We start from the raw sequence: 23,828 nt of genomic DNA, 5'->3' as shown, positions 1-23,828 counted from the left end.
GCTCAGTCCTGCCCGCGGGCGTCCGCCAGCGCCGCCGCCTGCGCCGGCCACAGCCGGGCGAGGGCGACGTGCGCGGCGGCGGCGATGCCCACGTACATGGCGCTCACGCGCACGTAGGCCGGCAGCCAGTCGGTGTAGTTCTTCCACCAGCCGGCCAGGGTCGGCTCGGCGACCGCGTCGGCGAGCCAGTAGAAACCGCCCTGGGCGAGCAGGTGGCAGGTCGCCGCGGCCACCACCACGCTGGTCAGCAGCAGGCCGGCGCTGCGCCACTGCACGCGGCCGCCGGTGGCGCGCTGCAGCCACCAGCCGCCGCTCCACATCGCCAGGTGCGCCGGCAGCAGCGCCCAGTAGCCGGGCGACACGCAATAGTGGGTCCAGAAGTCCAGGCCCTGGCCGCGGATCACCAGCCAGTCCACGAACACGGCCAGCGCCGCGAGCAGCGGGAACGCCCAGCGGGTCCAGCGCTGCAGGTAGAAGCCGCCGATGAAGAACATCGCCCAGGATGCGTCCGGCACCGCGCCGAAATGATGCAGGCGCGTGGCCACCATCACGGCGGCAAGCAGGGTGAGGATCGCGGCGCGGCTGGCGGCGGTGCTCATGATGGATCGGACTCCGGGCGGACTGCGGGGAAAGTTCCATTCTAGCGGACGCTGCCGGGCGGCGCCCGCCGCTATCATGGTGCGATGGACGGCACCCACCAGGTACTGATCGTGGGCGGCGGGCTGGTGGGGGCCAGCCTGGCGCTGGCGCTCGACCGCGCCGGCGTGCCCGCGACCCTGGTGGAGGCCGCACCCTCGCCGCTGCCGGAGGTCTTCGACCAGCGCAACCTGAGCCTGGCCGAGACCACGGTCAACGCGCTGACCCGGCTGGGGGTGGTGGCGCGGCTGCGGGCCCCCGCGGGCGAGATCGGCCGCATCCACGCAAGCCGCCGCGGCGACTTCGGGCGGGTGCTGCTGGACGCGCGCGACTACGGGCGCGATCGCTTCGGCCTGGTGGTGGTGGCGCGCGACCTCGGGCACGCGCTCGAGGATGCGCTGGCGGCGACCTCGCACCTGCGGCGCCTGCGCGCGCGGGTCACCGGCGTGGGCCAGGTCGCTGGCGGCGTGCGCGAGGTACGCGTGGCGGATGCCGACGGCGAGCGCGGCCTGCGCGCGCGCCTGGTGGTCGCCGCCGACGGGACCACGAGTCGGGTGCGGCAGGCCCTGGGCATCGCGACCGAGGTCCACGACTACCGCCAGCACCTGTTCGTGGCCCGCCTGCGCACCGCGCGTGCGCCCGCCGGCACCGCCTGGGAGCGCCTCGGCGACGAGGGCCCGACCGCGCTGCTGCCGCGCGGCGATGGCGCCTGGGGCCTGGTGCACGGGGTCGCCGCGGACCAGGCCGACGCGGTGGACGCGATGCCGGACCACGCTTTCCTGGCCCGGGTCCAGGACGCGTTCGGCTGGCGCGTGGGCCGCTTCCTCGAGGCCGGGCCGCGCAGCCGCTATCCGCTGCAGCGGGTGGTGGCGCGGCGGACCACCGCCGCGCGCGCGGTCCTGGTCGGCAACGCCGCGCAGACCATCCACCCGATCGGCGCGCAGGGATTCAACCTCGGCCTGCGCGACGCCCTGGCCCTGGCCGAACTGGTGGCCGACGCGCCCGACCCCGGCGACGACGCGCTGCTCGAGGCCTACGCCGCGCGCCGCGCGCCCGACCGCGAGCGCACGCTGGCGTTCTCCGACGGGCTGGCGCGGCTCACCGCCAATCCCGCGCCGCTGCTGCGTCCGCTGCGCAGCCTGGGGCTGTTGGCGCTGGACCGGGTGCCGTCGCTGCAGGCATTACTTGCCGGTGGCGCGATGGGCTACCGCGGCGACGTGCCGGCGCTGTGCCGCGGAGGCCCCGCATGAGGCGGCGCGTTCCACACGACGTGGCCGTGGTCGGCGGCGGCGCGGTGGGCGCGGCCTGCGCGCTGGCGCTGGCCCGGGAGGGGCTGGACGTGCGCCTGCTCGACGCCGCGCGGTTGCCGGCCTGGTCGGCGGGCGACCCGGACCTGCGCGTGTATGCGCTCGCCCCCGACAACGTGGCCCTGCTCGACTCGCTGGAGGTGTGGGACGCGGTACGCGCCGCTCGTGCCCAGCCGTACCGGCGCATGGAGGTCTGGGACGCGGCCGGCGGCGAGCCGATCGTGTTCGACGCCGACGCGTTGGCGCGTCCCGGGCTGGGCTGGATCGTCGAGAACCGCCTGCTGGTGGACATGCTGTGGCGGGCGCTCGAGCGTGCCGGGGTGCAGGTGTCGTGCCCGGCCCGGGTGGAGGCGCTCGAACAGGGCGCCGAGGCGGCCGTGCTGCGGCTGGAGGACGGGACCGCGGTGGCGGCCAGGATCGTGGTCGCCGCCGATGGCGCCGCCTCGCCGCTGCGGCGCATGGCGGGGATCGGCGCCGCCGTCCACGATTACGGCCAGCAGGGCGTGGTCGGGTACGTGCGTACCGCGTCGCCGCACCAGGACACCGCCTGGCAGCGCTTCCTGCCGACCGGCCCGCTGGCGCTGTTGCCCTGGGTGGACGGCGCCTGCTCGATCGTCTGGACCCTGCCCGCGGACGAGGCGACGCGGATCCTCGCCCTGGACGACGACGCGTTCGCCGACGCGCTCACCACCGCGTCCGGCGCCCGCCTCGGCGAGGTACGGCCGCTCGGCCGCCGTGCCGGGTTCCCGCTGCGGCGCCAGCTGAGCGATCGCCAGTACGCGGGCCGGGTGCTGGTGGTGGGCGATGCCGCGCACGCGGTCCACCCGCTGGCGGGGCAGGGGGTGAACCTCGGCCTGCGCGACGTGGCCGCGCTGCGCGACCAGGTCGCCCGGGCGCGCGGCCGGGGCGTGGCCTGGGACGCGCCGCACCGCCTGGCGCGCTGGGCGCGCGCCAGGCGCAGCGACAGCGCGGTGGCCGCGTACGCCTTCGAGGGGCTGAACCTGCTGTTCTCCAACGACGCGCCGCTGCCGACCCTGCTGCGCGGACCGGCGCTCGGCCTGGCCGGCCGGGTGCCGCCGCTGGTGGCGCTGTTCTGGCGCCGCGCGGCGGGCGCCTAGGCGGGCCCGGGCGCCGGCGGCGGATCGTCGCCGCGCAGGCGCCGGTATGCGGCCACGCACCCGACCGCCACGGCGCCGGCCACGATGCCGGCCAGGGCGTTGAGCAGCATGGGCGTGAGCGCGCCGAGCACCACGCCGATCCCCGGGACGGCCGCGGCATCGAGCGCCTGGTCGTCGACCCATGCCGAGAGCGCGTGGAAGCCGTGCACCAGGATACCGCCGCCGACCAGGAACATGGCCGCGGTCCCCGCGACCGCCAGCCCCTTCATCAGCCACGGCGCGGCGCGCAGGATGGCGGTGCCGACCGCGCGGGCGGCGCCGCCGGTGGCGCGGGCGAGGTACAGGCCGGCGTCGTCGAGCTTCACGATGCCTGCGACCAGACCGTACACGCCCACGGTCATCAGCACGGCGATCCCCGACAGGACGCCGAGCTGGACCGGGAACGTTTTGCCGGCCACGGTGCCGAGCGAGATGACGATGATCTCCGCCGACAGGATGAAGTCGGTGCGGATCGCACCCTTCACCTTGCCCTTTTCCTGCGCCAGCAACTCGGCGTCGGAGGCGGCCAGCGCGCGCAGGTGCGCGGCGTGGTGGGCCGCCTCCTGCTCGCGCGCGAAGAACTTGTGCCACACCTTCTCCACGCCCTCGTAGCACAGGAACAGGCCGCCGGCCATGAGCAGCGGGGTGACCGCCCATGGCAGGAAGGCACTGACCGCCAGCGCCGCCGGGACCAGGATCGCCTTGTTGACCATCGAGCCCTTCGCCACTGCCCAGACCACGGGCAACTCGCGCGCGGCGCGCACGCCGCTGACCTGCTCGGCGTTGAGCGCGAGATCGTCGCCCAGCACGCCCGCGGTCTTCTTCGCCGCCACCTTGGTCATGGCCGCCACGTCGTCGAGGATCGTGGCGATGTCGTCGAGCAGGACGAGGAGGCTGGAAGCCATGGAGGGTCCGGGCGGGTGGATGGGCCGATTGTAGGGCCGCGGCCGTCGGCCGTTGGCGTCAGCGGCGCGCCTGTGCCGTGTACTCGTCGCGGTCGAGGCGGCCGTCGTGGTCGCCGTCCAGGCGATCGAAGGAAGCCGGATCGGCATCGCTCCGGTCCAGCAGGCCATCGCCGTTGGCGTCGAGCGCGTCGAATCGGCGGCTGGCCTGCAGCAGTGCCGGGTCGGCGACGCGGGTGCGCAGGGTGACGTCGGGCGCCACCGGGTGGACGCTGGCGGCGTCGGCCCGGCGCGGGTCGGCGACGGTCGCGTCCTGGGCCATGGCGACGGCCGGCGCGACGAGCGCGAGGCCGGCGAGGAGCGCCAGTACGGTGGCGCGGTGGAGGTCGCGGGTGTCCATCGTCCGGCTCCTGTCGCGGGATCGACGCCATGCTCGGCGCCCGGCGATGAAACGCCCGTCAAGCGTGATGCCCGGGCCGGCCGCCGTTCAGGCGGTGGCCCGCGGGCTCGCCTGGACCGTGATCTCCTCGCGGTCGTGGTAGAGCTGGCGCGCGCGCACCGCCAGCGGGATCCCGGCTTGCTCCTCGAACATCGCCAGGCTGCGCTGCGTCTCCAGCCAGCGCTTCTTCATCGGCAGCTTGAGGTTGAAGATCGTGTGCCGGCACCAGCCCTCGCGCAGCCATTGGCCCATGCGCCGGGCCACGCGCGAGGGCTGCTCCACCATGTCGCAGACCATCCAGTCCAGCGGCCGCGGCGGCTGCCAGCGGAAGCCGTCGGCGCGCAGGTGCTCGACCAGTCCGGAGTCGAACAGGTGCGGGCGCAGCGGACCGTTGTCGATCGCGGTCACGTGCAGGCCATGGCGCACCAGCACCCAGGTCCAGCCGCCGGGCGCGGCGCCCAGGTCCGCGGCCCGCATCCCGGGGCGCAGGTGCTCGCGTCGCTGCGCCTCGTCGAGCAGGACCAGCAGCGCTTCCTCCAGCTTCAGCGCCGAGCGCGAGGGTGCGTCGCGGTGCAGCCGCAGCCGCGGCACGCCCATCGGCCATGGCGCCGAACGCGCGGGATCGGATTCGGCCAGCAGCACGTGGTCGCCGGCCACGAAGCACACGTGCAGGCGCAGTGCCGACGGCCGCTCCTGCGCCGCGAGCAGGCCATGCCGGCGCAGGGCGGGACGCAGGGCGTTGCCGAAGCTGCGCGCGAGCGCGGACAACGGCTTGCCCGCGTCGGAGTCGGGATGCTCCACCAGCAGCGCGCCGTAGCCGGCGTCCGGCCGCAGGGCCGCGACCGCCTCCACGATCGGCGTGGCCCGGTCACGCGGGTCGAGCCCGCGCAGTTCGGCGAGCAGCCGCAGCGACTGGCGCGCGAACACCAGCCGGTTGCATGGCAGGGCTCCGTCGAGCCGCGGGTCGCCGATGAACAGCACGTAGCCGTCGCCGCGGTTGGCGCGCGCGTGCCCATGGAGCCCGGCCTGGGCGGCGCGTTCGGTGAGTTCGGCGGCCAGGTCCGGTTCGAAGCCGGCCCGGCACCAGCACAGCAGGCCGTCCACCGCCGCGGCTTCAGTAATGGCGCGCACCGGAACTGCCGTAGGCGCCGAGGACCTCGCAGGCGGCATCGCGCGCGATGTCGCGCGCCACCTCGATGCCGCGCCGCTCGAGCTCTCCCGGCCAGTCGGCCGGCAGCGGCCCCTCGTCGAACTCGGTGAGCGCCTCCACGTCCGCCGAGCGGGCGCCGATGAGCAGGCGGTCGATCCCGGCCCACACGATGGCGCCGTAGCACTGGCAGCACGGCTGGGCGGAGGTGGCGAGCACGTAGCGCCCCACCCGGTTGCCGTCGGGGTCGCGATTGAGCCGGGCGCGCCCCAGGTGCCGCTGCGCCAGCATCAGCGCCATGGTCTCGGCGTGTGCCACCGAGCAGTGCTGCGGCAACACCCGGTTGACGCCGATGGCCACCACCCGGTCGGTGTCGGCGTCGAAGACCGCCGCTCCGAACGGCCCGCCGCTGTACGCCTCGATGTTGCGCCTGGACAGGTCGATGGCCAGCCGCACCTTGGCCTCGTCCCCGGGCCAGGTGCGCGCCGGATCGATGATCCCGTGGGCCCACTCGGGCAGGTCGAGCTGGACGGTGGTCGGCAGCATCAGCGCTCCCTCATGGGCGGGCCGGTCACGGCCTCGCAGCGTCCCTGGACGCAGTCGCAGGCCTGGATCTCCTGCCATCCGCAGATCGAGGCCATCCCCGAGCGCGCGCATCGGGCGCGCACCGCGTCGGGGTCGGGGACCGCGTCGCGGTTCACGCAGGCCGGTGCGTAGCCGCAGCAGTTGCCCACGTTCTTCACTTCGCAGTCGGCGGCAACGCGGCAGCTGCGGTCGATCGCCAGCGCACCGGCGTCCACCGCCGCCGGCGCCTGCGCCGGGGTCGGGGCGCGGGCCGAGGCCGCGGGCCCGCCCGGCGTGCAGGCGCAGGCCAGCAGGGCCAGGCACAGCGCGGCGAGGGCGGTACGCGGCGACATCGCTCAGGCCTTCGCCGCCCAGGTGTCGCGCAGCGACACGCTGCGGTTGAACACCGGCCGCTCGGGTCGGTGGTCGTGGCGGTCGGCGACGAAGTAGCCCAGGCGCTCGAACTGGAACGACTGTTCCGGCGCGGCGGAGGCCGCGGCCGGCTCGACGTAGCCGCGCACGGTGCGTCGCGAGTCGGGGTTGATGTAGTCGCGGTAGGTCTTGCCGCCGCTCTCGTCGTCCGGGTCCGGGACCGAGAACAGGCGGTCGTAGAGGCGGATCTCCGCCGCCACCGCGTGCGGCGCGCTGACCCAGTGGATCGTGCCCTTGACCTTGCGGTTGGCACCTTCCATGCCGGGACGCGACTCGGGGTCGAGCCAGCCGCGCAGTTCCACGATGCCGCCGTCGGCGTCCTTGACGACCTCGTCGACGCGGACGATGCCGGCCCCGCGCAGGCGCGCCTCGCCCCCGGGCACCAGCCGCTTCCAGCCCTTGGGCGGGACCTCGGCGAAATCGTCGCGCTCGATCCACAGCTCGCGCGAGAACGGGACCTGGCGGCTGCCGAATGATTCGTCCTTGGGATGGTTGGCGAAGACGAGCGTTTCCTCGTGCCCCTCGGGCAGGTTGGCCAGCACCAGCCTCAGCGGCTCGATTACCGCCATGCGGCGCGGCGCGGCCGTGTCCAGGTCCTCGCGCAGCGCGCCCTCGAGCACCGAGAAGTCGATCACCGAGTTCTGCTTGCTCACTCCGATCCGGTCGACGAACAGGCGCAGCGCCGAAGGGGTGTAGCCGCGCCGGCGCAGGCCCTGCAGGGTGTACATGCGCGGGTCGTCCCAGCCATCCACCAGGCCCTCGGCGACCAGCTGGGTCAGCTTGCGCTTGCTCATCACCGCGTAGTTGATGTTCAGTCGCGAGAACTCGATCTGCCGCGGCTTGGCGGCCACGATCGGATACCCCTTCCGGCGCAGCGGCTCCAGCAGTTCGGGGTTGCCGGCCAGGTCCACCTTGTCCACGCACCAGTCGTACAGCGGGCGGTGGTCCTCGAACTCCAGGGTGCACAGCGAATGGGTGATGCCCTCGATCGCGTCGCCCAGGGCGTGGGCGATGTCGTACATCGGGTAGATGCACCAGCCGTCGCCGGCGATCGGGTGCGGCATGTGCTTGATCCGGTACAGGGCCGGGTCGCGCATGTTGATGTTGCCGCTGGCCATGTCGATCCTGGCCCGCAGGGTGCGCGCGCCGTCGGGGAACTCGCCGGCGCGCATGCGACGGAACAGGTCCAGGTTCTCCTCCACCGACCTGTCGCGGAAGGGCGAATTGCGACCAGGTTCGGTCAGCGTGCCCCGGTACTGGCGCACCTCCTCGGGGCTCAGGTCGCAGACGAAGGCATCGCCCTGGCGGATCAGCTTCTCGGCGGCTAGGTAGAAGACCTCGAAGTAGTCGGAGGCGTGGCGCAGCTCGGCCCACTGGAAGCCCAGCCAGCGCACGTCCTCCTGGATCGCGCGGACGAAGGCGGGGTCTTCCTTGGCCGGGTTGGTGTCGTCGAAGCGCAGGTTGCAGGTGCCGCCGAACTCCTCGGCGATGCCGAAATCCAGGCAGATCGCCTTGGCGTGGCCGATGTGCAGGTAGCCGTTGGGCTCCGGCGGGAACCGGGTGCGGATCGCGGTGTGCTTGCCGCTGGCCAGGTCCTCGCGGACGATCTGGCGGATGAAGTCGTTGCGCGCGGTCTCGGCGGCCGGCGCGGCGGGGGCGGGGGCCGGGTCTGGCTGATTCATGACGCGTGTCGGGGGAGCAGGCGGACCAGTGTAGCCGAGGGCCCGGGGAACGGCGGCCCGGGCCCTGCCGTGCCTCCTTTATCCTTGGTAATGTGACCGCTGTCGCCAATAGTCGGCACGACCCTTGCTAAACACCCATCCAGGACGACAGGGATACCCCAGTCCGCCCCGTCGCCGGCAGGCAGCTGGCGCCCGCGCTGCGCCGGCCGTGCGCCACGGGCGGCGAGGGGCGGCATCGACCCCGGAGGAACGACCCTGAGCAGCCAGCGCAATGCCCCGGGCGGACGCCACGAGGGATTGATCGCGATCTGCCTGGTGCTGCTGCTCGGGCTGGTCGCCGCGGCCATGGCCGGCGTGGTCCCGGACGGCCGCCGCGTGCCCGTGGCGGTCGTTCCGCTGCAGGACGCGCCGCGCCCGGAGGGCCTGCCCGCGACCCGGCACGCCGCCGCCCTGCTGCGCTTCGAACTGCCCCCGGCCGACGGGGAGGCGCGCTGGGTGGTGCGCCTGGAGCGCGAGGCGGTGGATGCGGTCTGGCTGCAGTCGGGCGACTGGCGCAGCCCGGTGGAACGCTTCTTCGAGCCTGGCGAGGCGGGCGTGTTCCCCGGCAGCTTTGTGTTCGACCTGCCGGCGTCCTGGGCCGGTCCGGTCGAGCTCGAACTGCACAGCACCGGCGATGCGCCGCGGGCGCTGCGGCCCCAGGTGATGGATGCGGCCGACGCGATGGACCTGGAGCATTACGCGGTCGCGGCCAGCGCCACGATCTACGCCAGCCTGTTCACCATCGGTCTGCTGGCGCTGGCGCTGTACTCGGCCGCGCGCGACCGGCTGTTCCTGGCGCTGTTCGGGTTCACCGTGGTGGCGCTGCTGGCGCTCTCGGCGGTCAATGGCCACCTCTACCAGGTGCCGGGGCTGCGCATGTTCGCGTTCTGGCGCAGCCAGGGCGTGGTCGCGCTGGTGATGCTGCTGTGTGCCGCCTGGCTGCAGATGCTGCTCCAGTACGCAGGGATGGATCGCGAGCGGGTGCGCTGGAAGGGGCTGGTGGACGGGGTCTCGCTGGCGCTGGTGGGCCTGGTGGCCCTGTGCCTGTTGAACGTGCCGCAGCTGGCGCGGACGCTGGCGCAGGTGCAGGTCGTGCCGTTCGGCCTGGCGCTGGTGCTGGGGCTGGCGTTGCTGGTCGACGCCGCGCGGCGGCGCACGCTGATGGCGCTGCCGTTGGCCGCGCTGGCGGTGCTGGCGCTGGCGGGCGTGATCCTGCTCGAACTGTCCGCGCGCGGGCACCAGGTGGAGGGCGTGCTGGTGCGCTACGGCTACCAGCTGGCGATCGTGGCGGGGGTGGCGATCCTGGCGGTGGGCCTGGTCGGGCGGATCGCCGAATATCGCCGCCAGCGCGACCGCGAACTGCTCGCCCGCGCAGACACCGAGCGCCGGATGCAGCGCGAGGCGGCGCGCTCGGAACTGGTGTCGGAACTGCAGCTGCGCCTGCGCACGCTGCCGCCGGAGGACCTTCCGTGGTCGGCGTTCCGGCTGCTGCTCGACCGCCTGCGGCCGCTGCTTCCGGCCGAGCGCTGCGTGGTCGTGGCCCAGGGGCTCCACGGCCAGGACGTGCTGCTGGTGGACCCGGTGGGCGACACCGACGCGGTGCGCGCCCAGCTCGGGCGCCGGCAGCTGGCGCTGCGCCGCCAGGCGGCCAACGGCATCGCCCTGCAGCAGCCGGTGACCGAGGTGGGCCAGCCTTCGGTGGTGGCGATCGAGGCGGTGGTGCCGCTGCCGATCCGGGCGCCGGCCTGGGGCGCGGTGCTGCTGCAGCGCCGCGGCGCCGACGGCTTCGCCACCGAGGAGCTGTCGCTGGCGGGCGATTTCGCCCGCCAGGCGCTGCTGCACCTGGACCAGGCGATGGCCGCGGTCCAGCTGCGGCGTTCGGCCGAGCTCGACGCGCTGACCGGCAGCTTCAACCGCCGCACCATCGACCACTGGCTCACGCGCACCTTCGCCGAGGCCGCGCGCAGCGGGCAGCCGGTCTCGGTGCTGTTCATCGACCTGGACCACTTCAAGTCGATCAACGACCGCTTCGGCCACGCCTGCGGCGACGCCTGCCTGCGCGAGGTCGCGCGTGCCCTGCGCGCCTCCCTGCAGGAGGGCGACCTGTTCGGGCGCTACGGCGGCGAGGAGTTCATCGTGATCCTGCCCGGGCGCGGCGGGGCGGCCGCGCGTGCGGTCGCCGAACAGCTGCGCATGGAGGTCGAATCGCTGCGCCCCGAATGCGGTGGCGTCCTGCTCCGGCTCACCGTCAGCGTGGGAGTGGCGACCCGGCTCGAGCACGAGGAAGGCCCGGAGGCAACGCTCGCACGCGCCGACCGCGCGCTCTACGCGGCCAAGGCCGCCGGGCGCAATTGCGTGCAGGTGGCGCCCGCAGTGTTCCGCTAGGCGCCCGGCGCGCGGTGTTTGAAGTGGCACGGCGCGGCCCCAGAATGGACCCGGGTCCACGCGGAGCAAGGCCATGATCGGAATCGGTGCCTGGAAGCAGCGGCTGCCACGGCCGGGCGAGGCCCTGCCCGGCCGTGCGGAGGAGATGCCGCTGCACAACCGCCACTTCGTCCTCGGCACGCCGATGCGCGACCGCTTCGAGGGGCTGGCGCGGATCCAGTTCGGCATGGGCTGCTTCTGGGGCGTGGAGCGCAGGTTCTGGACCATGCCCGGGGTGGTGACCACCGCCGCCGGTTACGCGGGCGGCCACACGCCCAACCCGACCTACCGCGAAGTGTGCAGCGGCCAGACCGGGCACGCCGAGGTGGTGCTGGTCGTGTACGACCCGGCGCGGGTGTCGTTCGAGACCCTGCTGGCGACGTTCTGGGAGAACCACGATCCAACCCAGGGCATGCGCCAGGGCAACGACATCGGCACCCAGTACCGCTCGGCGATCTTCTGCTACGACGACGAGCAGCACGCGCTCGCGCTGGCCAGCCGCGATGCCTACCAGGCGAGGCTGGACGCGGCCGGCTACGGGGCCATCACCACCGAGATCCGGGCGTCCGCGCCGCCGTTCTATTACGCCGAGGACGAGCACCAGCAGTACCTGGCCAAGAACCCCGACGGTTACTGCGGGCTGGGCGGCACCGGGGTGTCCTGCCCGATCGGCCTGGGCGCGTAGCGGCGCCTCGAGCACGGCCGTCGCGGGCGGGCCTGCCGGCGCGCGGGTGCGCCGCGCGGGCTGCGCCGCCCGGCGCGCGCGGGAACCGCGTTCGCGCGACGCGGCCGCCGTTCCGCGCCGCAGGCCCTATTGCGCGGCCACGATCTCGATCGCGCACACGTAGACCAGCTCGCAGGCGCCGTTCCCGGTGTCCTCGCGGCTGAGCGAGCTGCGCCAGCGCCAGCCGTCCGCCGCCTCGGCCTGGACCAGCCAGCCGCGGATCCGGACCCGGTCATCGGCGCGCACGCGGCGCAACGTGCGCGCGACCGCGGCATCGGCCGGGATCATGTGCATGTTGGCGCTGTTGCGCGCGATCTCCCGACGCGGGATCGGCGGATCGCCGGACCAGCGGTAGTGGTACCAGCGTGCCGACTGGCGGATGCGCAGCCGCGACAGCACCGCGTCCTCGCCCATCGGTCCCCAGCCCAGGGCCAGGTCGGTGGGCGAGAAGCGGGCCTCGCGCCCGGTCGAGTAGTCCTCGCGCGAGAGCACCCGCGCGCTGAGACGGACCCCCGCCAGCGGCACCAGGGTGCCCGGTTCGAGCCGGAACGGCGCCAGCTGGGCGGGCGCGGCGGTCTGCAGCGGCCCGTCGGCCGGATCGGTGCCGGGAGGCATTGGACAGGAGGCGGGTGCGCCGGAGGCGGGGGCCGGAGGATCGGGAGTGCGGGGCGACAGGGGCGAGAACCACCAGCCGATCGCGCCGGCCAGGAGCAGGGCCAGCGCCAGCTTGCGCCCCATGCTTCCTCAGTCCGCGTCGGCCCGGGTGACCCCGGTGACGCGCAGGCGCAGCACTCGGCCCTGGGGCGTGGGCCAGTCGATCGACTGGCCCACCGACAGCCCGAGCAGCGCACTGCCCACGGGCGCGAACACCGAGACCTTCGCGGCCCCGGCGTCGGCCTCGTTCGGGAACACCAGGGTGAGTTCGTGCCGCTCGCCGGTGTTCTCGTCGATGCACTCCACGCGCGTGTTCATGCCCACCACGTCCGAGGGCATGTCGGCCTCGTCGACGATTTCCGCACGCGTGAGCTCACCGAGCAGGGCCTCGGCGGTCGCGTCGTTCTGCCAGCGCGGGGAGTCGATCAGCGCCTCCAGGCGCGCGGCGTCGCGGCGGGAGACGACGATCGGCGGCGGCAGGCCTCCGGTGGACGGTGCAGTCATGGCGTGTGTGCTCCATACGCGGGCGACCGGCATGCCGGCGGCGCCCAAAAGAAAAACGGACGGCGCGTCCCGCGCGTCGCCCGCTCTGGTGGGATTACCGTAGCGCTACGCGGGCCGGCCTTCAAGAGGGGCCCCGGCCCTGGTTCAGAGCATGTCGGGCGGGGCGGCGGGACGAGGCCGGTCCGCCGCCCCGCCCGGCGCGGCGAGCAGTTCCGGCGGCAACGCCCGGAAGGCGTCCGCCAGCCGGGCCAGGAAACCGGACATGGCCGAACTGCGGCGCCAGAACAGCGCGATCCGGCGGCTGGGCCGGGACTGGTCGAAGGGCAGCAGGCGGATGCCCGGCGGGTGCGCGACCGGCGGCTGGACCGCCAGCGCCGGCAGCAGGGTGATGCCGACGTTGGCGGCCACCATCTGGCGCAGCGTTTCCAGGCTGGTGGCCCGGAACTCGCCGCGCTCGTGCGCGCCGGCGAGCTGGCACACGTCCAGGGTCTGCTGGCGCAGGCAGTGGCCGTCCTCGAGCAGCAGCAGGTCCTCGTTGGCCAGGTCGTCGACCGCCAGCGCCGGGCGGGCGGCGAGTGGATGGTGCTCGGGCACCGCCAGCACGAACGGCTCCTCGAACAGGAACGCGTGCTCGAGCTGCTCGTCGTGCACGGGCAGGGCAAGGATCGCCGCGTCCAGGCGGCCGTCGCGCAGCCGCGCCAGCAATTCGTCGCTCTTCTCCTCGACCAGTAGCAGCTGCAGGTCGGGGAAACGGGCGCGGATGCCGGGCACGACGTGCGGCAGCAGGTACGGCCCCAGGGTGGGGAAGATGCCCAGGCGCACGGTCCCGGCCTCGGGCCGCTGGCTGCGGCGCGCGGCCTCCTTCATCTGCTCGACCTCCGCCACCACGCGCCGGGCGCGCTCGACCATCTCCGCGCCGATCGGGGTCAGCATCACCTTGCGCGGCGCGCGCTCGATCAGCGACACGCCGAGCTCGTCCTCCAGTTTGCGCAGCTGGGTGGACAGGGTTGGCTGGCTGACGAAGCTCGCGGCCGCCGCGCGCCCGAAATGCCGGTGCTCGGCAACCGCGATCAGGTAGCGCAGGTCGCGCAGGTTCATCGGATCAGGCCACGTGTGCCTCGACCTGCGGCGCGGGCGCCGAGGTCCGGACGAGATGGTCGAACGCGGCCAGCGCGGCCTTCGAGCCCTCGCCCATGGCGATCACGATCTGCTTGTACGGCACCGTGGTGCAGTCGCCGGCGGCGAACACGCCCGGCACGCTGGTCTGGCCGCGCTCGTCGACCACGATCTCGCCGCGCGGGCTCAGCTCGACCGTGCCCTTGAGCCATTCGGTGTTGGGCAGCAGGCCGATCTGCACGAACACGCCCTCCAGTTCCACGCGATGGCTGTCGCCGCCGACCCGGTCCTTGTAGACCAGCCCGGTCACCTTCTGCCCGTCCCCGAGCACCTCGGTGGTCTGGGCGCTGGTGATGATGGCCACGTTCGGCAGGCTGCGCAGCTTGCGCTGCAGCACTTCGTCGGCGCGCAGCCGGTCGTCGAACTCGAGCAGGGTCACGTGCCCGACGATGCCGGCCAGGTCGATCGCGGCCTCCACGCCGGAGTTGCCGCCGCCGATCACCGCCACCCGCTTGCCCTTGAACAGTGGGCCGTCGCAGTGCGGGCAGTAGGCCACGCCCTTGTTGCGGTACTGGTCCTCGCCGGGCACGCCCATCTGCCGCCAGCGCGCGCCGGTGGACAGCACGACCGTCTTCGCGCGCAGCGCGGCGCCGTTCTCCAGTTCCACGGTCAGCAGGCCGTCGTCGCCGGCCGGCACCAGCCGGGTGGCGCGCTGCAGGTTCATCACGTCCACGTCGTACTCGCGCACGTGCTGCTCGAGCTGGGCGGCCAGCCTGGGGCCTTCGGTATGCGGCACCGAGATGAAATTCTCGATCGACATGGTGTCGAGCACCTGGCCGCCGAAGCGCTCGGCCGCCACGCCGGTGCGGATGCCCTTGCGCGCGGCGTACACCGCGGCGGCCGCGCCGGCAGGGCCGCCGCCGACCACCAGCACGTCGAACGGATCCTTGGCCGCGATCTTCTCGGCCTCGCGCTGCGCGGCGCCGGTGTCGAGCCTGGCCAGGATCTGCTCCAGGCCCATGCGGCCCTGGTCGAAGGGTTCGCCGTTGAGGAAGACCGACGGCACCGACATCACCTGGCGGGCCTCGACCTCGTCCTGGAACAGGGCGCCGTCGATCGCCACGTGCGAGACGTTGGGGTTGAGCACCGCCAGCAGGTTCAACGCCTGGACCACGTCCGGGCAGTTCTGGCAGCTGAGCGAGTAATAGGTTTCGAAGTGGTAGCGCCCGGGCAGCGCGCGCGCCTGCTCCAGCACCTCGGGAGTGGCCTTGGGCGGGTGCCCGCCGACCTGCAGCAGGGCCAGGACCAGCGAAGTGAACTCATGGCCCATCGGCAGGCCGGCGAAGCGCAGGGAAATGTCGTGGCCGGGCGAGGACAGGGCGAAGGACGGCTTGCGCTCGTCGTCGTCCGGGCGTACCTCGACGGTGACCAGGTCGGACTGGCTGCGGATGTCCTCGAGCAGCTCGAGCATCTCGCGCGACTTGTCGCCGTCGTCCACCGAGGCGGTGATCACGACCGGGCGGCGCAGGCGTTCGAGATAGCCCTTGAGCTGGGCCTTGAGATCGTTGTCGAGCACGTCAACTCCTTGGGGGAGAGGATTGCGGGAGCGGATCGGAACCGACGCCGGCTGGCGGGTGGCCGGGTGGGAGGGGGAGGGGGCCCGGCCGCTGGCTGGGCCGGCATCGGCTCCGATCCGCTCCCGCGCCGTCGCGGGGACGGCACGGGGCGGGGTGCATCAAGGTCCGGGCGCGGAACCCGGATGCGGTCAGATCTTGCCGACCAGGTCCAGCGACGGCTTCAGGGTCTTCTCGCCTTCCTTCCACTTGGCCGGGCAGACCTCGTTCGGGTTGGCGGCGACGTACTGGGCGGCCTTGAGCTTGCGCAGGGTCTCGCTGACGTCGCGGGCGATCGCGTTGTCGTGGATCTCGACGGTCTTGATCACGCCCTCGGGGTTGATGATGAAGGTGCCGCGCAGGGCCAGGCCTTCTTCCTCGATGTGCACGCCGAAGGCGCGGGTCAGCTGGTGGGTCGGGTCGCCGACCAGCGGGAACTGGGCCTTACCCACCGCCGCCGAGGTCTCGTGCCAGACCTTGTGCGAGAAGTGGGTGTCGGTGGTGACGATGTACACCTCGGCGCCCAGCTTCTGGAACTCGGCGTAATGCTCGGCGGCGTCCTCGACCTCGGTCGGGCAGTTGAAGGTGAAGGCGGCGGGCATGAAGATCAGGACCGACCACTTGCCCTTGAGGCTGGCGTCGGTGACTTCGACGAACTCGCCGTTGTGGAACGCGGTGGCCTTGAACGGCTGGACCTGGGTGTTGATCAGGGACATGCAGTACCTCTAGTTAGGGTTGGGGGGACGGTCTCGATCCACAGCGCGGCGGATCGACAGGGAAATGATAGGGAAGACCTATTGATTGTTGAAATCGAATAAAATTATACAATCAATAGACAAAATCGATCAATTCGGCGCCAGAACCGCATGATTCCGTCGCCCGGAACGCTTGCAATCGTTTTTGCGCTGCAGCATATTCAGTCCATGCACCGTTGTCCGGGGCGAGAGGGTTCCGCAAGGGGGCCCGACCCCCGGGGCAGTGCAGGGCCGCAGCGGCGCGTGGCGCCCGTGGCCGAGTTCCGTATCCGGTTCCTCCCTCCCACACGCGGTACGGAATCTTCAAGGCGGCCCCGTGGCCGCCTCGTTTTTTCCCGCCGGTGCCGTCCGGATGCGGCGGATGGCGGACCGTGGACGCGGCCGGCTCCATCCACGGACAGCGGCGCCCGCCTACCATGTCGCGATGACGCGAAGCGACCCGATTCCCACCGTACGCGCGCTGCTCGACCAGGCATCGGCGCAGCTCGACCCCGCCGACGCGCAACTGTTGCTCGCCCATGCGCTGGGCCGCGACCGCGCCTGGCTGTACGCGCACGACCGGGATCCGGTCGACCCGGCCGCCCGGCGGCGCTTCGCTGACCTGGTCGCGCGCAGGCGGGCGGGGGAGCCGGTGGCCTACCTGCGCGGCCGCCAGGGTTTCTGGAGCCTGGACCTGGCGGTTGGCCCCGCCACCCTGATCCCGCGGCCCGAGACCGAGCGGCTGGTGGAACTGGCGCTCGACCGCCTGCCTTGCGACGCGCCGCTGGCGCTGGCCGACCTGGGCACCGGCAGCGGCGCGATTGCCTTGGCGCTGGCAATCGAGCGGCCCCGGGCGCGGGTGGACGCGGTCGACGCCAGCGACGCCGCGCTGGCCGTGGCCCGCGCCAACGCGGCCGCCGCGGGCCTGGCCAACGTCGCCTTCCACCACGGCCACTGGTTCGAGCCGCTGGCGAGGCGGCGCTATCACCTGGTCGCCAGCAACCCGCCCTACGTCGCCGAGGGCGACCCGCACCTGGGCCAGGGCGACCTGCGCCACGAACCCCCGATCGCGCTCGCGTCCGGGCCGGACGGGCTCGATGCGATCCGCAGCATCGTCCGGGCGGCCCCGGCACACCTGCATCCGGGCGGCTGGCTGCTGCTCGAGCACGGCCACGACCAGGGCCCGGCGGTGCGCGCGCTGCTGCGCGATGCGGGGTTCGACGCGGTGGCGACCGCGCGCGACCTGGAGGGCCGCGACCGGGTCGGCATGGGCCACTTGCCCGGCTGAGGCCCCCGCGCACTCGCTAGACTGTGCGCAACTCCAGCCAGGGGCGGGCCCATGCGCACGCTGTATCCAGAGATCGAGCCCTTCGACAGCGGCATGCTGCCGGTCGACGCACGCCACGCGCTGTATTACGAGCAGTGCGGCAACCCGAAGGGCAAGCCGGTGGTGCTGCTGCATGGCGGCCCCGGCGGCGGCTGCAACGCGAAGATGCGCCGCTTCCACGACCCGTCGAAGTACCGCATCGTGCTGTTCGACCAGCGTGGCGCCGGGCGCTCGACCCCGCACGCCGACCTCGTCGACAACACCACTTGGCACCTGGTCGCCGACATCGAGGCGCTGCGCGAACACTTGGGCATTGAGCGCTGGCAGGTGTTCGGCGGCTCCTGGGGCTCGACCCTGGCCCTGGCCTATGCCCAGTCGCACCCGCTGCGCGTGACCGAACTGGTGCTGCGCGGCATCTTCATGCTGCGTCACTGGGAGCTGCAGTGGTTCTACCAGGAAGGCGCCTCGCGCCTGTTCCCGGAGGCCTGGCAGCAGTACCTCGCGGCGATCCCCGAGGACGAGCGCCACGACCTGGTCGCCGCCTACCACCACCGCCTGACGTCCGACGACGAGGCCACCCGCCTGGCCGCCGCCCGCGCCTGGAGCGTGTGGGAGGCCGCGACCTCGTTCCTGCACATCGACCCGGACTTCGTGGACAGCCACGAGGACCCGCGTTTCGCCCTGGCCTTCGCCCGGATCGAGAACCACTACTTCACCCACAAGGGCTTCTTCGAAGTCGACGACCAACTGCTGCGCGACGCCTACCGGATCGCCGGCATCCCCGGCGTGATCGTGCACGGCCGCTACGACGTGATCTGCCCGGTGCAAAACGCCTGGGACCTGCACCAGGCCTGGCCCAAGGCCGAACTGGTGATCACGCCGACCTCCGGCCATTCGGCGTTCGAGGCCGAGAACGTCGACGCGCTGGTGCGGGCGACCGACGCGTTCGCGTAGCGCGGGCGCCTGGCCGTGGCGCCTCAGGCGCCGGCGAAGCGCGGCTGCAGCGCGGTGAACAGCCGCGCCAGGCGCTCGGCCCAGGCCTGCTGGCCGGCGGCGTCGGCGATCAGGTCCTGGCGGATCTCGAGCTCGACGTGCGCCAGGCCGCGGCGCTCGGCGTGGACCGGGATCGCGTAGTCGGTCGCGTCGCTTACCCGGTAGGGCTCGTTGTCGCCGACCACCAGGTCGCCCTCGCCGCGCAGCGCCTCGAGCAGGGCGTGGGCGAAGCGCGCGTCGCGCTGGTAGAGCACGCCTGCGTGCCAGGGCCGGTCGCGCCCGGCCATCGACGGGGTGAAGCTGTGCATGGCCACCAGGATGGTGGGGCGGCCGGCGGCGGCGCGGCGGTCGAGCTCGGCCGCGATGCGCGCGTGGTAGGGCGAGAAGATTTCGTCGACACGCTGCCGCCGCTGTCGCGCATCGAGCCCGAGATTGCCCGGCACTTCGGTGCCGTCGCTGCGCTCGGCGATCGAGCCCGGCGATGCGAGCGGCCGGTTGCAGTCGATCACCAGCCGCGAATACGCCTGCATGATGGCGCAGGCATCGAGCCTTTCCGAGAGCCGTGCGGTGGTGCCGGCGATGCCGATGTCCCAGCCGATGTGGCGCTCTAATTCGGATTGCGGCAGGCCCAGCCGGCCGAGCGCGGCCGGCACCGCGTTGCCGGCGTGGTCGGCGATCAGCAGGAACGGCGAGGCGCCGTCACCGCGCAGCACGGTCACCGGCGCGGGGTCGCCCGGCGAGAGCAGGGGCGCGTGCGGTGTCGTGGTCATGCGCGTCGCCGGCCGTCGGGTTCGTGGTCGATCATCCACAGCCCCGCCCAGACCTTGAGGTCGAGCGCGAAGCCCTCGCGCTGCTTCTGCAGCAGCCACGCCGGCGCCTGCGCGCGCGGCACCGCGTGCACGGTGATCGATTCGACGCCCACGCCGCCACCGTCGCCGACCTTGCGCAGGTCCAGCGCCCGCACCAGCGCGATGCGCTCGTTGCTCATCCCCGGGGTGGTGCAGCCCACCGCCAGCACCTCCACCCGGCCGGGTTCCCAGCCGGTTTCCTCGACCAGTTCGCGCCGCGCGGCCGACTCCAGCGTGTCCTCGCCGTCGCCGTCGCCGACCAGGCCGGCCGGCATCTCGATCGTGCGCTTGCCCACCGCCGCGCGCGGCTGTTCGACGAACAGCACCTCGTCGCCCGGAGTGACCGCGATGATCTGCACCGCGAGCCCGTCGCCGTGATGGGTGCGTTCGCACGATTCCCAGGTGCCGCGCCGGACCAGGCGCAGCCAGCGTCCCTCGTGCAGGACTTCGGTCGGTTCGGGTTGCGTCTCCATGCCGCGATGGTACCCCGCGCCGGCGCGAGCTCAGGACAGCGGCGGTTCGCCCAGCCCGGCGGCGGCGTACAGCCGGCGCCGGGTGAGCGGCCCGAACCGCAGCCGGGTGCACAGGTCGGCCAGCGCCGCGGCATCGGCCCCGGCGCGCGCGAACCGCGGCGCCGCCGCGCCCAGCGGAGCCTCCAGCGAGATCGTCGTCAGCTGCCGGTAGAGCAACGCCCGCTCGCGGTGCTGGCGCAGCCGCGCCGCTGCCTGCGCCGCGCCGCGAAAGCGCAGGAACGCCACCTCGTCCACCCGCGCCAGCAGCGCATCGAGGCTGCCGAAGTGCGACAGCAGCACCGACGCGGTCTTGGCGCCGATCCCGGGCACCCCGGGGATGTTGTCGATCGCGTCCCCGCACAGCGCCAGGTAGTCGGCGATCTGGTGCGCATGCACTCCGTGGCGCGTGCGCACGTCGGCCGCGCGCCAACGCTGTCCGCGGGCGAAGTCCCACTGCTCGTCATGGCCGTCGAGCAGCTGTGACAGGTCCTTGTCCGCCGACACGATCACGCCGCGGTGGCCGTGGGCGCGGGCCAGGTGCAGTGCGCTGCCGATCAGGTCGTCGGCCTCGTAGCGGTCGTGCGCGAGCACGTTGAGCCCGAGCGCGGCCGAGAGTGCCTTGCAGTGCGCGAACTGGCGCCGCAGCTCCTCGGGCGCGGGCGGACGGTTGGCCTTGTAGTCGGGATACAGGGCATTGCGGAAGCAGCTGTCGAGCGCCTCGTCGAAGGCCACGGCGATGTGGCGCGGGCGCTCGCGCTCGAGCAGTTCGAGCAGGAAGCGGGCGAAGCCCTGGACCGCGTTGCAGGGCTGGCCATCGACGTCGCGGAACTCGTCCGGCATCGAGTGCCAGGCGCGGAACACGTAGAGGCTGGCGTCGACCAGGTACAGCGGCACGCCGGCCCCCGGCGGACCCGCGACCGCGTTCACAGCACCAGGTCGGTCAGCAGCGCGCGCGGGTCGGGCCGGTCGCGCTCGGGCACCTCCGCGGTCGGAGTGCCGATGTGGACGAAACCGGCGACCCGCTCGTGGGCGGACATCCCCAGCAGCGCGTGAACCTCGGGATCGTAGGCCGGCCAGCCGGTGAGCCAGCTGGCGCCGAAGCCCATCGACTGCGCGGCCTGGAGCAGGGCGAAGCAGGTGCAGCCGGCGCTGAGCAGGCGCTCCTGTTCCGGGATCTGCCGGTCGAGCGGATCGAGCACCGCGACCACCGCCACCACCACCGGCGCGTGGCAGAAGCGCTGCCGCTCCTTGTCCAGCACCGCCTGGCTGGCGCCGGGATCGCGCCGCAGCGCGATCGCCGCGAGCGCCTCCCCCATACGCTCGCGTACGGGGCCGGCGATGCGCACGAACCTGAACGGAACCCGCTTGCCGTGGTCGGGGACCCGCACCGCCGATTGCAGCAGCCGCAGCAGCCCGGCCTCGTCCGGGCCGGGCTCCCCGAGCAGCCGGGCGGGCACGGAACGGCGCGAATCCAGGGGAAACGGGGCGGATGAGGAGGTATTTGCGGATGCAGTCACAGACGTGGCGTCGCTTAGGCAGAATGATGTCATGCGTAGAAAGTGCATTGTCCCCCCAAAATGACACTTCGTGCCGTTCCGACAGGTTTCCCGCCGGGCCGCGCAGGTTCCCTGCACGCCCCCGGGCGTGTCCTCGAAGCGCTCCGCCACGAGGCCGTGACCGAGCTCGGAGGCGTGCTGTCGGGGTTCTGGAGCGGCATCGAGGAGCAGGTGCGGCTGGCGGCGCTGGCCGGGCACGACTACGTCGCCGTGCAGGAAGACCGGGTCGCGGTGATGGCCCTGAGCCATCGCGCGCTGGAGCTCGCCACCCGGTTCCGCGAGGCCATCGAGGCGGAGTTCGAGCGCTGGGAGCAGGCCGTCGAGGCGCCCGAGCAGCGCGAGCGCTCGCTGACCCTGATGTCGGAATCCGAGCTGGAGGTCCACCTGGCCGGACAGCAGATCACCGAACTGCTGGACCACCAGTTCCTGCATCCGCTCGCGCAGCTCGACGAGCGCCTGCGGCAGCTGTCGGCGGCGCTCGGCGTCGAGCGCAGGCGGCCCAACCCGCTGCGCCCGGAAGTGGCGGTCAATGCTTTCGTCTCGCTGTTCGGGCCGGAAGACCTCACCGCCGGGCTGCGCACGATGGTCTTCCAGCAGTTCGACAAGCGCCTGCCCAAGGTGCTGGGCGAACTGTACGAGAAGGCCAATGCGATCCTCGACAAGGCCTCGTTCTCCGGCGTCGCCCCCGAGGCGCGGCGGCAGCCGGTGCGCGGCCGTCCGGCCGCCGCGCAGCCCCACGACCAGCAGGAGGGCTGGGTGCCCGATGGCGGGGTCGTGCCGCACCTGGGCGAGGGTGGCGGTGGTGGCGCGGGCCATGCCCGTCGCGGCGGCCATGCGGAGGCGGGCGGGCACGGCGGCACGGGCCCGGGCGCTGACGGCGCGGCCGCGGACGAGGGCAGGCACGCCTCCCCCGCGTCGCCGGCGGGCGGGGCGGGGGGCACCAGCACGCCGGGCCTGCCGCGCGACGAAGCGGTGGCCGAGGCCCTGGCCGCCGGCCGGCCGCTGCGCTACCGCGACCTGGTTCGCGACCAGCTGCGCGCCTGGCGGGAGCGCAACCGCGCCGGCGCGCAGGAGGCGGCGGACCGGTCGCGCGGCATGGTGGCGCCCGAGGCCGATGCGCAGGGTGCGCACGTACTCGGCACCGCCGAACTGCTCAACCTCGCCTCGCTGCTGCAGGGCGACGATCCCGAACCGTTCGAGAAGGTCCTGGCCGGCGAGGACGGGCGCCCGCTCGCCGAGGTGATCCGCCATGCCCTGCTCAGCGGCGTGCGCCAGATCGGCTTCGACCCGGCCAACACCCGCTTCAGCAGCGACGAGGAGGATGCGATCGACCTGATCGGCATCCTGTTCCAGTCGCTGTTCGATGCCAACGACCTGGTCGGCCACGCGCGCCAGCTCTACGGCAAGCTCGTGGTGCCGTACCTGAAGGTGGCGCTCACCGACGACTCGCTGTTCAATCGCCGCAGCCATCCGGCGCGGCGGCTGCTCGACGCGGTCACCGAAGCCTGTGACGGCAACGAGGGCAAGACGCCGCAGGACCAGGAGACCCTCAACCAGGCCGGCCACGCGGTGGACCGGGTGGTGGGCGAGTACGGCGAGGACCAGGCGATCTTCGAACTGGCCGCGGCCGAGCTGCGCGACCATCTGGACCAGCAGCGCCGTCGCGCCGAGCTTACGGAGAAGCGCGCCGCCGAGGCGATCCACGGCCGCGAGCGGCTGCAGCAGGCCCGCCGCAGCGCCGCCGACCTGGTCGCCTCGCGCCTGTCCGGCCGGCCGCTGACCGCGGCCGTCGCCCATTTCCTCGACCGCCACTGGCGCCACTACCTCACCCAGACCTGGCTGCGCGACGGGCCGGATTCGCCGCGCCACCTGTCGGCAATCAACCTGGGCGATGCGATGGTGCAGGTGGACGCCGACGCCGCCGAAGTGCGCGGCGCGGTGGTCGCCGGCCAGCTGCTCGCACTGCAGGTGCCGCTAGGCGAGTGCTACGCCAGCTGCGGCATGGAGGCGGGTTCGGCGCGCGACGCGATGGCCCGCATCATCTCCGCGCTGGCCTTGCCCGACACCCCGCGCACCGTGCACCAGCCGCAACAGGAAGAGCCGGCCGACGAGGAAGACGGCGTGCTGCGGGTGGCCGGCGGCAGCGCACAGCTGGTGTTCGACCCCGCGATCGCGGCGCGCATGCGCCGCCTGCGGGTGGGGCAGGGCCTGCGCCTGGTGGACGAGGACGGCCATGAGAGCGCCGGCCGGATCGCCTGGATCAGTCCGCTGACCGGCCGCTTCCTGATCGTCAACCGCCGCGGCATCCGCAAGCTGGTGGTCTCGCCGGAGGAGCTGGCGGTGATGGTCGCCCAGGGCCGGGCCCAGGTGCGGTCGGTGGATTCGCCGTTCGACGAGGCGATGAAGCAGCTGTGGCAGCGGATCAACGCCACCTCGCAAGACCTCTCGCCGGCGCAGGACCAGGCTCTCGGGACCGGCACCGCCTGAGCGCCCGCCGGCAGCGCGGGAACGGTATCAA

The 23,828-nt window shown here is 73.1% G+C and carries 23 protein-coding genes; 7 read left to right on the top strand and 16 right to left on the bottom strand.

What is annotated here, in order from left to right; genetic code table 11:
• Positions 1–2 precede the first annotated feature (2 nt).
• Positions 3–599: a hypothetical protein gene (locus FQY79_RS02240; RefSeq protein WP_146310329.1), complete on the bottom strand. Its 597-nt coding sequence runs from the start codon at positions 597–599 to the stop codon at positions 3–5.
• A gap of 84 nt (positions 600–683) precedes the next feature.
• On the opposite strand from FQY79_RS02240, the gene ubiH reads away from it, so the two are divergent.
• Together ubiH and FQY79_RS02230 are read left to right on the top strand one after the other, a co-directional pair.
• The gene (ubiH, locus tag FQY79_RS02235; RefSeq protein ID WP_146310327.1) at positions 684–1,886 is read left to right on the top strand and encodes a 2-octaprenyl-6-methoxyphenyl hydroxylase; all 1,203 of its coding nucleotides are present in this window, start codon (positions 684–686) and stop codon (positions 1,884–1,886) included.
• Positions 1,883–3,061, top strand: a complete 1,179-nt coding sequence (locus FQY79_RS02230; protein ID WP_146310325.1) for an FAD-dependent oxidoreductase — start codon at positions 1,883–1,885, stop codon at positions 3,059–3,061. The genes ubiH and FQY79_RS02230 overlap by 4 nt, the downstream gene beginning before the upstream one ends.
• On the opposite strand, the gene FQY79_RS02225 is transcribed toward FQY79_RS02230, so the two are convergent.
• The 6 genes from FQY79_RS02225 to FQY79_RS02200 all read right to left on the bottom strand — a co-directional run bounded on the left by FQY79_RS02225 (position 3,058) and on the right by FQY79_RS02200 (position 8,266).
• Positions 3,058–4,005 carry a DUF808 domain-containing protein gene (locus FQY79_RS02225; protein WP_146310323.1) on the bottom strand — a complete coding sequence of 316 codons (948 nt, stop codon included), beginning with the start codon at positions 4,003–4,005 and terminating at the stop codon, positions 3,058–3,060. The two genes, FQY79_RS02230 and FQY79_RS02225, sit on opposite strands and share 4 nt — an antisense overlap.
• A gap of 58 nt (positions 4,006–4,063) precedes the next feature.
• Entirely contained in the window at positions 4,064–4,402 is a 339-nt protein-coding gene (locus tag FQY79_RS15850; protein WP_425463164.1) for an EF-hand domain-containing protein, read from the bottom strand.
• 87 nt (positions 4,403–4,489) lie between these two features.
• Complete coding sequence (gene rlmM / locus FQY79_RS02215; RefSeq protein WP_146310817.1) at positions 4,490–5,545, bottom strand: 23S rRNA (cytidine(2498)-2'-O)-methyltransferase RlmM; 1,056 nt, start codon at positions 5,543–5,545, stop codon at positions 4,490–4,492.
• 10 nt (positions 5,546–5,555) lie between these two features.
• Positions 5,556–6,134 (bottom strand): nucleoside deaminase, encoded by a 579-nt coding sequence (locus tag FQY79_RS02210; protein WP_146310321.1) that lies wholly within the window; start codon positions 6,132–6,134, stop codon positions 5,556–5,558.
• On the bottom strand, positions 6,134–6,505 hold the full coding sequence (locus FQY79_RS02205; RefSeq protein WP_146310319.1) for a hypothetical protein: 372 nt from the start codon (positions 6,503–6,505) through the stop codon (positions 6,134–6,136). Before FQY79_RS02205 ends, FQY79_RS02210 begins: the two co-directional genes overlap by 1 nt.
• Before the next feature lie 3 nt (positions 6,506–6,508).
• The gene (locus FQY79_RS02200) at positions 6,509–8,266 is read right to left on the bottom strand and encodes a glutamine--tRNA ligase/YqeY domain fusion protein (protein WP_146310317.1); all 1,758 of its coding nucleotides are present in this window, start codon (positions 8,264–8,266) and stop codon (positions 6,509–6,511) included.
• 297 nt (positions 8,267–8,563) lie between these two features.
• Between FQY79_RS02200 and FQY79_RS02195 the strand changes: the two genes are divergently transcribed.
• Both FQY79_RS02195 and msrA read left to right on the top strand, forming a co-directional pair.
• Positions 8,564–10,690: a GGDEF domain-containing protein gene (locus FQY79_RS02195; protein ID WP_146310316.1), complete on the top strand. Its 2,127-nt coding sequence runs from the start codon at positions 8,564–8,566 to the stop codon at positions 10,688–10,690.
• 73 nt (positions 10,691–10,763) lie between these two features.
• Positions 10,764–11,414 (top strand): peptide-methionine (S)-S-oxide reductase MsrA, encoded by a 651-nt coding sequence (msrA, locus tag FQY79_RS02190; RefSeq protein ID WP_146310314.1) that lies wholly within the window; start codon positions 10,764–10,766, stop codon positions 11,412–11,414.
• A gap of 126 nt (positions 11,415–11,540) precedes the next feature.
• Here msrA and FQY79_RS02185 read toward each other — a convergent pair whose 3' ends face one another.
• From FQY79_RS02185 to ahpC, 5 genes are all read right to left on the bottom strand, one after another.
• Positions 11,541–12,191 carry a hypothetical protein gene (locus FQY79_RS02185; protein ID WP_146310312.1) on the bottom strand — a complete coding sequence of 217 codons (651 nt, stop codon included), beginning with the start codon at positions 12,189–12,191 and terminating at the stop codon, positions 11,541–11,543.
• A gap of 6 nt (positions 12,192–12,197) precedes the next feature.
• A complete protein-coding gene (rnk, locus tag FQY79_RS02180; protein WP_146310310.1) occupies positions 12,198–12,611 on the bottom strand; it encodes a nucleoside diphosphate kinase regulator in 414 nt (137 codons plus the stop codon).
• Between the two features lie 144 nt (positions 12,612–12,755).
• Positions 12,756–13,709, bottom strand: a complete 954-nt coding sequence (locus FQY79_RS02175; RefSeq protein ID WP_146310308.1) for a LysR substrate-binding domain-containing protein — start codon at positions 13,707–13,709, stop codon at positions 12,756–12,758.
• Between the two features lie 4 nt (positions 13,710–13,713).
• The gene (gene ahpF, locus FQY79_RS02170; protein WP_146310307.1) at positions 13,714–15,303 is read right to left on the bottom strand and encodes an alkyl hydroperoxide reductase subunit F; all 1,590 of its coding nucleotides are present in this window, start codon (positions 15,301–15,303) and stop codon (positions 13,714–13,716) included.
• Between the two features lie 189 nt (positions 15,304–15,492).
• Positions 15,493–16,056, bottom strand: coding sequence for an alkyl hydroperoxide reductase subunit C (gene ahpC / locus FQY79_RS02165; RefSeq protein WP_146310305.1), 564 nt, complete (start codon positions 16,054–16,056; stop codon positions 15,493–15,495).
• Between the two features lie 463 nt (positions 16,057–16,519).
• Between ahpC and prmC the strand changes: the two genes are divergently transcribed.
• Entirely contained in the window at positions 16,520–17,362 is an 843-nt protein-coding gene (gene prmC / locus FQY79_RS02160; RefSeq protein WP_146310303.1) for a peptide chain release factor N(5)-glutamine methyltransferase, read from the top strand.
• A 51-nt stretch (positions 17,363–17,413) separates the two neighbouring features.
• The gene (gene pip / locus FQY79_RS02155) at positions 17,414–18,355 is read left to right on the top strand and encodes a prolyl aminopeptidase (RefSeq protein ID WP_146310302.1); all 942 of its coding nucleotides are present in this window, start codon (positions 17,414–17,416) and stop codon (positions 18,353–18,355) included.
• Positions 18,356–18,378: 23 nt separating this feature from the next.
• On the opposite strand, the gene FQY79_RS02150 is transcribed toward pip, so the two are convergent.
• From FQY79_RS02150 to FQY79_RS02135, 4 genes are read right to left on the bottom strand one after another with little or no spacing between them, the layout of a single operon-like run.
• Positions 18,379–19,164, bottom strand: coding sequence for an N-formylglutamate amidohydrolase (locus tag FQY79_RS02150; protein ID WP_146310300.1), 786 nt, complete (start codon positions 19,162–19,164; stop codon positions 18,379–18,381).
• Positions 19,161–19,715 carry an NUDIX hydrolase gene (locus tag FQY79_RS02145; RefSeq protein WP_146310298.1) on the bottom strand — a complete coding sequence of 185 codons (555 nt, stop codon included), beginning with the start codon at positions 19,713–19,715 and terminating at the stop codon, positions 19,161–19,163. The genes FQY79_RS02150 and FQY79_RS02145 overlap by 4 nt, the downstream gene beginning before the upstream one ends.
• 30 nt (positions 19,716–19,745) lie before the next feature.
• Complete coding sequence (locus FQY79_RS02140) at positions 19,746–20,681, bottom strand: 5'-3' exonuclease (RefSeq protein WP_246122969.1); 936 nt, start codon at positions 20,679–20,681, stop codon at positions 19,746–19,748.
• On the bottom strand, positions 20,678–21,304 hold the full coding sequence (locus FQY79_RS02135; protein ID WP_186759695.1) for a nitroreductase family protein: 627 nt from the start codon (positions 21,302–21,304) through the stop codon (positions 20,678–20,680). Before FQY79_RS02135 ends, FQY79_RS02140 begins: the two co-directional genes overlap by 4 nt.
• Before the next feature lie 27 nt (positions 21,305–21,331).
• Between FQY79_RS02135 and FQY79_RS02130 the strand changes: the two genes are divergently transcribed.
• A complete protein-coding gene (locus FQY79_RS02130) occupies positions 21,332–23,797 on the top strand; it encodes a DUF1631 family protein (RefSeq protein WP_146310294.1) in 2,466 nt (821 codons plus the stop codon).
• Positions 23,798–23,828: the final 31 nt, after the last annotated feature.

This window comes from Luteimonas wenzhouensis, from assembly GCF_007859305.1.
Taxonomy (GTDB): Bacteria; Pseudomonadota; Gammaproteobacteria; order Xanthomonadales; family Xanthomonadaceae; genus Luteimonas; species Luteimonas wenzhouensis.
Note: the sequence above shows the minus strand (reverse complement) of the source record. Positions and strands in the feature narration are given on the sequence as shown.

Coding starts and splice junctions, on each gene's coding strand:
- FQY79_RS02240 (WP_146310329.1), bottom strand. CDS start 599: ATGAGCACCGCCGCCAGCCGCGCCGCGATCCTCACCCTGCTTGCCGCC.
- ubiH (WP_146310327.1), top strand. CDS start 684: ATGGACGGCACCCACCAGGTACTGATCGTGGGCGGCGGGCTGGTGGGG.
- FQY79_RS02230 (WP_146310325.1), top strand. CDS start 1,883: ATGAGGCGGCGCGTTCCACACGACGTGGCCGTGGTCGGCGGCGGCGCG.
- FQY79_RS02225 (WP_146310323.1), bottom strand. CDS start 4,005: ATGGCTTCCAGCCTCCTCGTCCTGCTCGACGACATCGCCACGATCCTC.
- FQY79_RS15850 (WP_425463164.1), bottom strand. CDS start 4,402: ATGGACACCCGCGACCTCCACCGCGCCACCGTACTGGCGCTCCTCGCC.
- FQY79_RS02210 (WP_146310321.1), bottom strand. CDS start 6,134: ATGCTGCCGACCACCGTCCAGCTCGACCTGCCCGAGTGGGCCCACGGG.
- FQY79_RS02205 (WP_146310319.1), bottom strand. CDS start 6,505: ATGTCGCCGCGTACCGCCCTCGCCGCGCTGTGCCTGGCCCTGCTGGCC.
- FQY79_RS02200 (WP_146310317.1), bottom strand. CDS start 8,266: ATGAATCAGCCAGACCCGGCCCCCGCCCCCGCCGCGCCGGCCGCCGAG.
- msrA (WP_146310314.1), top strand. CDS start 10,764: ATGATCGGAATCGGTGCCTGGAAGCAGCGGCTGCCACGGCCGGGCGAG.
- FQY79_RS02185 (WP_146310312.1), bottom strand. CDS start 12,191: ATGGGGCGCAAGCTGGCGCTGGCCCTGCTCCTGGCCGGCGCGATCGGC.
- rnk (WP_146310310.1), bottom strand. CDS start 12,611: ATGACTGCACCGTCCACCGGAGGCCTGCCGCCGCCGATCGTCGTCTCC.
- FQY79_RS02175 (WP_146310308.1), bottom strand. CDS start 13,709: ATGAACCTGCGCGACCTGCGCTACCTGATCGCGGTTGCCGAGCACCGG.
- ahpC (WP_146310305.1), bottom strand. CDS start 16,056: ATGTCCCTGATCAACACCCAGGTCCAGCCGTTCAAGGCCACCGCGTTC.
- prmC (WP_146310303.1), top strand. CDS start 16,520: ATGACGCGAAGCGACCCGATTCCCACCGTACGCGCGCTGCTCGACCAG.
- pip (WP_146310302.1), top strand. CDS start 17,414: ATGCGCACGCTGTATCCAGAGATCGAGCCCTTCGACAGCGGCATGCTG.
- FQY79_RS02150 (WP_146310300.1), bottom strand. CDS start 19,164: ATGACCACGACACCGCACGCGCCCCTGCTCTCGCCGGGCGACCCCGCG.
- FQY79_RS02145 (WP_146310298.1), bottom strand. CDS start 19,715: ATGGAGACGCAACCCGAACCGACCGAAGTCCTGCACGAGGGACGCTGG.
- FQY79_RS02135 (WP_186759695.1), bottom strand. CDS start 21,304: ATGACATCATTCTGCCTAAGCGACGCCACGTCTGTGACTGCATCCGCA.
- FQY79_RS02130 (WP_146310294.1), top strand. CDS start 21,332: ATGACACTTCGTGCCGTTCCGACAGGTTTCCCGCCGGGCCGCGCAGGT.